We start from the raw sequence: 9,131 nt of genomic DNA on the forward strand, positions 1-9,131 counted from the left end.
CGGCGAACTTCTGTGTGAAGGTATCGTCGATATGCAGTTTGAGCCGCTGATCGTTGTCAATATCGACCCGGTTGTAGATGAACGTCAAGAGTGCAGTTGCTACTGCTGTTTGCGACCATTTTGCCTTCGAGAAGAATCGACTGTAGGTGCGTCGCTCTCTCTCGTCACGACGAGAAAGGCGTTCAGAGAGATCAGAGACAGTCCATCCATCAGCCACAATGAGCGCGCAGGCCATGTGAGCGAACGAGACAAAATTGGGATCGTAGCGAAATGCCTGGTTGAATGCACAGAGTACTCGACGGTATTTCGGCGGCACCCGTGTGAAACTTAGCATCAGCAGGATCAACAGCAGCCTGTCTCATATATACGATGATCACTATCTCTACTCAATCTGACATCAAACCTTCCAAGCGGAGATCGCCCAGTGAATTGACGAAAATTAGACAGGAACCGGCGAGGAGACGACCGAAGACAGTGGATCAACAGGTTTAGATGTCAAGCGATTTACAACCATTGTCATGAAAAGTATTAATTAATGCGATCGTTGGAAGAAAAATATGTCTGAACAGGACGAACTCAGGCGGCGACGCTTTCTTCAAGCAACGGGGGCGTCGGCACTTACCGCTAGCATCGCAGGCTGTTCAGGAAACAGCGGCGACGGTTCCGATGGTAGCGACAACTCCGATGAGTCCGACGGCACCGACGAGGCCGACGGCGAGCTAACGCTGCCGGATTCGTACCCATATGGAGCCAACGAAAACCGACTCCAAGACGCCCGAAAGGCGATGGAAGAGGCCGGATATGGGCCCGACAACCGGTTCAGCCTCGACTGGCTCCAATACAACTCATCGGCGTGGGAAGAGATCGGGAACACGCTCCGCGCCCGTCTTGAGTCGGTCTATATCGACATGAGTATCAGCAAGGCCGACTTCGGTGCCCTTCTTGAGCGGACTGAGAAAGGCGAAATGGACGCGTTCACGCTCGGCTGGGTCGCGGACTATCCGGGGATCAGAAACTTCACACAGCTGGTTGATCCGGACAATACTGTCTACGACGCCGACGGGGTCACGCCCAACGGGGCGCGGCTGTTCTGGAGCGAAGACTCCTACACCGACCCCCAAGTCCGCACCGCAATGTCGGAAGCGTTTGAGGAGATCTCGGGGAATCCGGGTAACACTGACGCGGCCGATACCGCACGCGGAGAGGCGACGCTTCGGCTGGAGAAACTTTTGTGGGAGTCCGCAGCACTGCTCCCGGTGTATCACAGCGTCGAAGACAGGTTCTGGTACGATCGGGTCGACTACGACCCGCCGGGCGGGATGGGAGTGTCTCGGGCGAAGACCAGCACGTCCGTCCAAGGGATTGAAAACGGCAACACGTTGAACGGCACGTCCGCGACATTCAATACGCTTGACCCGATCGCGTCGGGGAACACGGCGAGCGGTGCTAAGATTATTGACATGTTTGACGCGCTGTTCAACTACCTCAATGCAACGGTCGAAGTTGAGCCGCTCTTGATCGAGGATTACACCACGAACGACGATCTCACCAGGTACGAGTTCACACTCAAGGAGGGCGTACGGTTCCACGGGGACTACGGTGAACTGACGGCGGATGACGTAGTGTACTCGATCCGGCGTCTGGTTGAGTCCTCAAACTCAACGAATACGTACTTCCCCCTCAGCGTGTTGAATATCGAGCGCGAGGAGGACGACAGCGGAAACGTTGTGCCCGGCTCCCTCGCGGTCGAAGCGACCGGCGACTACAGCTTCAGCATCACACTCCGCGAGCCGTTCGGCTACGCGCTTGAGGTGCTCAGCTACTCGGCGTTCTCGGTTGTCCCCGAAGGTATCGTAGGTGACATCGAGGGGTACGACGGCGAGATGAGCTTCGAGGAGTTCTCGACGAACCCGGTTGGTTGTGGGCCGTTCGTCTTCGAGGAGTGGGAGTCGGGTGTTGGCGGGGAATTCCGCGCCTCTGCGTTCGGCGACTACCACGGCGATGTGCCAGCCGTCGAGAACATCCAAGAAACAATTCTCAGCGAGCCGAACGCGATCTATAACCGACTGCTCAATCAGAACGCCGACATCAGTGCGATCCCGACCTCACAGTTTGATCCCACACAGATCGGCCTGACGAGCCGAGACGGTGCCCAGCAGACCGGGACGTACGGCCCTCTCGAAAACGACGAGACGCTCAACATGTCGCGGACACCAACAATCGATACATACTATATCGGGTTCAACATGGAGAGCGTCCCTAAGCCCGTTCGGCAGGCGATGGCATACGCGATGGCGCGCGATGACTTCGTTGAGAGCGTATTCAAAGGCCGCGGCGAGTCAGCGTACCACCTCACACCCCCACAGGTATTCCCTGGCGGCGGTGAGGAGTACGTCGACCACTGGCAGGAAGAATAACCGGCCCGGCGTCATTTGTTGCCATTGGACTGGCCAACTACCCACCCTGTCAGCCAATTAACCGATATGATTAAACATGGTCATCAGCACCACTTCAGTACGTTTGTGCCTCACAAGCTCACCGAACAACCTACAGCTGGGATCGGCATCGGGGAACTACACGTATCGACCGATTCACCTTCGAACAGGAAAATACATACAAATCGATCCCTGCAGAGCCAACCCCTCGACGGGAGGCCAATGTCCGATCCAGTGATCAAAGCATGAACAGAGGTATATACATACTCAAACGATTCGGACTTGCGATCCCCGTGATGATATTTGGGATTACGCTATCATTTTTGATCCTCTACCTCGGCCCGATCGACCCCGTTGGGAGCATCCTCGGCCGGCAGGCGACGGCCGCAGACATCCGACAGCTTCGGATAGAACTGAATTACATCGACGCGGCCGGGAACCCTGTTCCTCTGTGGGAGCAATACTTCCGCGTCGTCGGTGACCTGTTAATGCTCGACTTCGGAGAATCGTGGACGATTCAGCGCGAGACGCCCGTCACCGAACTTATTATTGACCGGATGCCAGCGACGCTCTGGCTCGGGTTTTGGTCAGTCGTTATCGCACTCGGGGTCGGCATCCCACTCGGGCTATATGCCGGCTTGCGTGCGAACACGTTTCGGGATTACGCGAGTTCGGGGTTTGGGATCATCTGGCGCGCGATGCCTAACTTCTGGCTCGCGGTCATCATCTCAGGGCTGATCACCGCCGGTGGTGCCCTTGGGTTCTATCGCACGGCGATCGTCGAAACGCAGGTCAGCGGAACCCCTGACGCGCTAAACAACCTGTTTACCAATGTCGATATCTTCACAGGTGTCCCGTATCTCGAACTGCTGTCCATCCCGGTACCCAATCCCGGACCGTGGTTTGTCGCCACAAAGTGGATACTGCCCGCAGCGCTTGTTCTTGGGTCGTCATCGATGGGTAATGAGGTCAGAATCGGGCGGACCGCGGTGCTCGAGAGCATCAACTCGAAGTACGTCGAAACCGCCAAGGCGAAGGGGCTCTCTTCACGCCGAATCATCGGTAAACACGTCGGACGGAACGCAGTTATTCCGCTGTTGCCTGTCATCATGGGTGAGTTCTACCTGTTGATCGGTGGATCCGTCCTCGTAGAAGCGGTGTTCGGTATCAATGGTCTCGGGAATCTCTTCTTCAACGCGGTGTTGGGGCCCGACATCCCGCTCGTGATGGCGCTTGTGTTCATCTTTATCATGATTCAGATTCTGTTCAATATCAGCCAAGACCTCCTGTACACGTACATCGATCCGCGAATTAATCTTGGAGAGAGTGAATAACATGTCTGACCGTCACACCGCCGAGTCGATTCGAGAGGAACTGACACACCGTGATAACCAGTCGCTGTCTGCCCGCATCACCGAAAATCCGGAGCCGTTCCTCCGGTGGGCCGTTCCGATGGTCGCACTGATCGCCGTCGAGTTCGCCACGTGGGCGGGGATCGCGGTTGGCATGATTGAGGCGTTGGTCGTCGGAGTGGTGGCCGCCGTCGAACTCACATTGAACTACGCCTCGCCCGGACTCGCACAGGTGGTCGCTGACTTTCAGGCCGGTGTGGCGGGGATGCTCCGCAGCGTTGGCGGGATGCTCGGAGAGTTTCCCACGCTGTTGAGTCGCGAAGTGATTCCGAATCAGGGACACCAGACCCCCGATGGTGCGTGGCAGGGTACCTTCCTTGGACTTCAGCCGGCAGTCGCGTGGGCTATCAGGTTCTCATTAATAATGCTATATGCTCTCGTCACTGCCTACTGGGTGTTCCGCGGCTGGCTCGTCTATCGTGACCACTATCGTGAGTCCGACTGGACGCCCACCGATGACATCGTCAGCAACCTCCGTGGGCACCGCTGGGGGCAGTTCGGCATCATCGTGCTGATCGTCTTCCTGACGATGGCGGCGTTCGGATCCGCGCTGGCACCCTCAACGGTCAGCCAGAACATCGAGAACACATATGGGGATGAGAGCCGGATTCAGTACCTGTCGGACGATGGAACGGTGGAAACCGCGTTCGCCGGCGACGCCAACTTCAACTCGAAGTCTAAGGGCACAGTCGAGACTAATATCGGCTTGATGTCGTACGATGATTACAGTCGCTTCCACCCGTTCGGGACAATGCCGAACGGTCGCGACCTATTCACATTTATGATGGGCGGAGCCAGAATCACCATGATCGTCTCGGGGATGGCGATCACCGGTGCCGCAGTCGTCGCGATGACGTTGTCGATGTTGTCCGCATACTACAGCGGATCGCTTGATCTAGGCGTTCTAACTGTTGCTGACGGGGTTGTTTCTATTCCACAGCTGCTGTTATTGATCATTATGAGTGCGGTGTTCGCGGATACGTGGCTTGGGAGTATACTCGACGGGGGATTCTTATTAGCGCTTATTTTCGCGTTCACGACGTGGCCGTTCCTGTGGCGAGCGGTTCGAGGCCCGGCGTTACAGGTTGCACAGGAAGATTGGGTTCGCGCCGCGGAGAGCTACGGCCAACAACCGCGGAAAATAATGCGCAAGCATATGCTCCCCTATATCCTCGGCTACCTGCTGGTCTACGCCTCAATGTCAGTAGGTGGGATCATTATCAGCCTCTCGGCGTTGTCGTTCCTCGGTAATGGGTTGGGGATATCTCCCCCGACACCCGCCTGGGGGCGGGCCATATCAGCAGGCCAAAGCTACGTTTCGACGGTATCGTGGCACATCTCGCTGGTTCCTGGGTTGATGATCGTGCTTCTCGTGACCGGGATGAACGCCCTCGGTGACGGGATCCGCGACGCCATCGATCCGGAGACTGAGACCGGAGAGGGTGAAGAGGCGGCCGCAGGAGGTGGTGGGTAATGACTCGATCACAGAGTGCAACGATGACGGACAGCGAGGACCCGATTCTCTCCGTGAGAGATCTTCAGACGGTCTTTTATACGGATAACGAGACGGTCAGAGCGGTCGACTCGATAAGCTTCGATGTGGGCCGCGGCGAAACGGTGGGAATCGTCGGTGAGTCCGGGTCAGGTAAAAGCGTTACTGCTCGCTCGATTATGGGGTTGATCGAGTCGCCCGGCAAGGTGCTCCCGGAGTCGTCAATCAGTTTTGCCGGTCGAGAGCTTACCGATCTCTCCGCAGAACAGTACCAGTCGGTCCGCGGAAGCGGGATTGGGATGGTCTTTCAGGATCCCCAACAGTCGCTTAATCCCGTTTACACCGTCGGAAACCAGATTCGTGAGTCTCTCAAGATAAACCGCGATATCACCGGTGAGGAGGCGGTCGAAGAGGCGATGAGACTGCTCCAAGCGGTCGGGATTCCGGACGCTAAGCGCCGATTGGACGAATATCCGAACCAGTTCTCCGGCGGGATGCGGCAGCGTGCCGTCATCGCGATGATGCTCGCGTGTGACCCGGACTTCCTGATCTGCGACGAGCCGACGACCGCGCTTGACGTGACCATCCAGGCGCAGATTTTAGATCTATTAAAAGAATTGCAGGAAGAACGCGGGCTGTCGATACTGTTCATCACGCACGACATGGGAGTCATCGCGGACATCGCGGATCGCGTGAACGTGATGTACGCGGGACAGATCGTCGAGAAGGCGGCCGTCGAAGACCTGTTCTCGAATCCGCAGCACCCATACACGAAGGCGCTTCTCAGGTCGATCCCCGGCGAACACTCCCGGGCCGACGGGCTTGAGACGATCGAGGGACAGGTCCCGACGCCGAACGAACCGGCCGATCACTGTCGATTCGCGCCCCGCTGTCCGAAATCGTTCGGTGCCTGTGATAAGGTGCCACCGCAACATGTCTCGGTCGGCGACAGTGAGGGACACACGGCATCGTGTCTGCTGTACCCCGACGACCAGAGTGAGACGGCGCGCGTCGAGACACACATCGAGAAAGAGAGTGAGCGAACGGAGGAACAACCATGAGCAACACACTTGAGCAGTCACCACCGACTGAGGAGTCGGAGACGCTGATAGAAGTAGAGGGTCTAAAAAAGTACTACGGCGGCGAAGGAATGTTTTCCGACCCGCCGGTGAAAGCGGTCGACGGCGTCAGTTTTGAGATCAAACGCGGGGAGACGCTCGGATTGGTCGGCGAGTCAGGGTGCGGAAAGAGCACTCTCGGTCGGACTCTCCTCGCGCTTGAAATTGCGACCGAGGGATCGATCATCTACGACGGTACCGACATCACAGGGCTCTCAGGAACAGAGCTCAAAGAGTGGCGGAAGAACGCCCAGATGGTGTTCCAAGACCCAGAGTCCAGCCTCAACGACCGGATGACGGTCGGCGAGATCATCCGGGAGCCGCTCGACGCGCACAGTTGGAAGACGATGACCGACAGGCGAGAGCGGGTATTAGATCTGTTGTCGGCGGTCGGCCTCCCTGATAAACACTACTTCAGGTACCCGCACCAGTTCTCCGGCGGGCAGCGCCAGCGAATCGGGATCGCGAGAGCACTGGCACTTGAACCGGACTTCTTGGTTCTCGACGAACCAGTCTCCGCCCTCGACGTGAGCGTTCAAGCGAAGATAATCAGGCTTCTTGAGGATCTCCAAGAGGACTTCAACCTCACGTACCTGCTTATCGCACACGACCTCTCTGTGGTTCGATATATCTCCGACCGCGTCGCCGTGATGTACCTCGGGAAGATCATGGAAAAAGGAGAGACCGAGGAGGTGTTCAGCAACGCTTCGAATCCGTACACGCAGTCGCTTTTATCGGCTATTCCGGAACCCGATCCGTCGGCGGCGTCTCAGCGGATAACCCTCTCCGGAACGCCCCCGAGTCCGAGCGATGCGCCGGCGGGCTGTAACCTCTCAACGCGTTGCCCGGCGAAGATCAGACCGGAGGCGTACGCCGACGCCGACAGGGATCTCTGGCAGGCAATCGAGCGGTTCAGAGAAGTCGTCCGCGAACGCGCCCGTGTCGCGCTCTCGCTGGGAGACCGAGTCAGACGGCGGTTCAATCGATTTGACCGGTTCGACGACATCGAGGACAGTAGGGCCGATACCTTTGACGGTGTTGAGGTGCCGGAACGGGTTGACCAACAGATCGAGACCGCAGTCGAAATGGTCAAACGTGGGGAACCGATGGAGGCCCAACAACATCTTTATACGGAGTTCGCTAGCGTCTGCGATCACGAACGTCCGGAGATGCACGAGGTCTCCGTGTCGGGTCGCCAGAGCTACTGCCATCGCCACACCGACGAATACGAAGACGTCGAACCCGTGATCTCGCGCCGTGCAGACAACGAGTAACTCCGCACGATTCAGCGAGTTCGCTGTCTGGGTCGGTGCCGCCTCAGCCGGCGTCATCGCGGGCTGCGCCGCGGTCGCCTACCTGTTTGGTGATGGGCTGCTTACGTTGAAGTACGCTCTGTTCGTCGTCGGGTTTTTGTTGTTCGGTCTCGGTGGACTGGCTATCCAACCGAAGGCCAAACGCCGGGATCACGAACGCATCACCCTCGACACCGAACAGGCGTGGGGTATCGAGGAACGGCTCGCGCGGCTGCCGCCGCTCTGTGCGGTGGCCATCCCGTTCGAGGAGCGAGTGAGTCGTAACCTAAAGCTACTCGCGACAAGCCTGGTCGTGCTGGCGGTGTCGTTGGCACTTGAGGTCGTCGCCGGTGTCGGCGTGTGAAGCGCACAAGCGTTTTTTGACTCTGTACTCGTTGAAAAGCATGGTTCGAATAGAGCCGAACGGATCGGGTGCGGACGATGCTCGACGACGCGCGGAGACGGTGAGTCAGTCTCAAGCGGCCCTACAACAAACGATCGCGGATATGAACGCGATGGCAGCAGACCGCGAGGAGGCCGGATACGGGACACTTACAGTCACCGCTGGGGACACGACTCCGAAAACACCGAATACGGGCGACTCCGAAGAATGGGGACTAAGCTACGTTATTCCCGGTGACATCGGAGACGAGTTTGTGACACTGTATGATCGGGGCGACTTCAACGAGATCGGAGTCTATCAGGCCGACTCGGATGGGATCCGATTTATTGTTACCGAGTGCCTCAACCATGACGAGCAGATCGCCGTGTTCATCGCCGGCACGTTCCAACTCATGCACGCGGCGCCGCTAGTCAGAACCGCTCTCGATCGCGGGCACATGTACACGCATCTCAAAAAGGTGGACGGGACGCAGCTCGGATCGATTGATCACGATGACCCCGATGTGTTCTTTCCGAACCCTGAGTCAGTGCACGCCTATGAGTACTGACCGCGTCTCGATTAAAAAAAGTCGACGGCGGAGTCGCGGCTGTCGCCGGTCACCACGATGGTATTCCGGGGATCTGGAATCGCTCGCTGACACGAGTGAATTCTCTCGGTGCTAGCGAGTCGCGGCTCATTGCCAGCGTATACCGCTTGTTCCCTAATTGTGCATAGAAGCGTCATATAGGCATGAAATGTTCTATTACCATGTTTTGCTTTCGAGAAATATACCGCCTCTGGCCTCTCTTCTTCATCGCAGTGGGGATCGAGGTGGCAGTCAGCGTAGACCCCCACCGGTCGATCAGGAGGTGTTTCAAGTGTCGCTAGTTGTCCACTCTCTTGATGGCGGCGGCAGCAAGAGTTCGGTCTGACATGGTAAGGACTCTGATACGAGGCGAAGTACACTTCTGATGCCACGGAGAGTAGAGGAAGAATCACA

The 9,131-nt window shown here is 57.5% G+C and carries 7 protein-coding genes and 2 pseudogenes; 7 read left to right on the forward strand and 2 right to left on the reverse strand.

Features of this window, described 5'->3' with window-relative positions:
• A pseudogene (locus DP106_RS15615) lies at positions 1 to 334 on the reverse strand (hypothetical protein); the annotation flags it as partial.
• 223 nt (positions 335 to 557) lie between these two features.
• On the opposite strand from DP106_RS15615, the gene DP106_RS14625 reads away from it, so the two are divergent.
• The 7 genes from DP106_RS14625 (at position 558) to DP106_RS14655 (ending at position 8,699) form a co-directional block, all read left to right on the forward strand.
• Positions 558 to 2,417 carry an ABC transporter substrate-binding protein gene (locus tag DP106_RS14625; protein ID WP_120086510.1) on the forward strand — a complete coding sequence of 620 codons (1,860 nt, stop codon included), beginning with the start codon at positions 558 to 560 and terminating at the stop codon, positions 2,415 to 2,417.
• Positions 2,418 to 2,680: 263 nt separating this feature from the next.
• Positions 2,681 to 3,769 (forward strand): ABC transporter permease, encoded by a 1,089-nt coding sequence (locus DP106_RS14630; protein WP_120086512.1) that lies wholly within the window; start codon positions 2,681 to 2,683, stop codon positions 3,767 to 3,769.
• Position 3,770: 1 nt separating this feature from the next.
• Positions 3,771 to 5,321 (forward strand): ABC transporter permease, encoded by a 1,551-nt coding sequence (locus DP106_RS14635; protein WP_205738960.1) that lies wholly within the window; start codon positions 3,771 to 3,773, stop codon positions 5,319 to 5,321.
• On the forward strand, positions 5,321 to 6,400 hold the full coding sequence (locus DP106_RS14640; protein ID WP_120086514.1) for an ABC transporter ATP-binding protein: 1,080 nt from the start codon (positions 5,321 to 5,323) through the stop codon (positions 6,398 to 6,400). Before DP106_RS14635 ends, DP106_RS14640 begins: the two co-directional genes overlap by 1 nt.
• Positions 6,397 to 7,731 (forward strand): ABC transporter ATP-binding protein, encoded by a 1,335-nt coding sequence (locus tag DP106_RS14645; protein ID WP_120086515.1) that lies wholly within the window; start codon positions 6,397 to 6,399, stop codon positions 7,729 to 7,731. The genes DP106_RS14640 and DP106_RS14645 overlap by 4 nt, the downstream gene beginning before the upstream one ends.
• Complete coding sequence (locus tag DP106_RS14650; RefSeq protein ID WP_120086517.1) at positions 7,715 to 8,113, forward strand: DUF7555 family protein; 399 nt, start codon at positions 7,715 to 7,717, stop codon at positions 8,111 to 8,113. Before DP106_RS14645 ends, DP106_RS14650 begins: the two co-directional genes overlap by 17 nt.
• A gap of 40 nt (positions 8,114 to 8,153) precedes the next feature.
• Positions 8,154 to 8,699: a DUF7529 family protein gene (locus tag DP106_RS14655; RefSeq protein WP_120086519.1), complete on the forward strand. Its 546-nt coding sequence runs from the start codon at positions 8,154 to 8,156 to the stop codon at positions 8,697 to 8,699.
• Between the two features lie 11 nt (positions 8,700 to 8,710).
• Here DP106_RS14655 and DP106_RS16670 read toward each other — a convergent pair.
• Positions 8,711 to 9,131, reverse strand: a pseudogene (locus DP106_RS16670) (hypothetical protein); the annotation flags it as partial.

Origin of the sequence: Halonotius pteroides (assembly GCF_003605635.1) — an archaeon.
Classification (GTDB): domain Archaea; phylum Halobacteriota; class Halobacteria; order Halobacteriales; family Haloferacaceae; genus Halonotius; species Halonotius pteroides.

Excerpts from the sequence above, each read along its gene's own strand:
- DP106_RS14635 (WP_205738960.1), top strand. The coding sequence starts at position 3,771 with ATGTCTGACCGTCACACCGCCGAGTCGATTCGAGAGGAACTGACACAC.
- DP106_RS14625 (WP_120086510.1), top strand. The coding sequence starts at position 558 with ATGTCTGAACAGGACGAACTCAGGCGGCGACGCTTTCTTCAAGCAACG.
- DP106_RS14645 (WP_120086515.1), top strand. The coding sequence starts at position 6,397 with ATGAGCAACACACTTGAGCAGTCACCACCGACTGAGGAGTCGGAGACG.
- DP106_RS14640 (WP_120086514.1), top strand. The coding sequence starts at position 5,321 with ATGACTCGATCACAGAGTGCAACGATGACGGACAGCGAGGACCCGATT.
- DP106_RS14630 (WP_120086512.1), top strand. The coding sequence starts at position 2,681 with ATGAACAGAGGTATATACATACTCAAACGATTCGGACTTGCGATCCCC.
- DP106_RS14655 (WP_120086519.1), top strand. The coding sequence starts at position 8,154 with ATGGTTCGAATAGAGCCGAACGGATCGGGTGCGGACGATGCTCGACGA.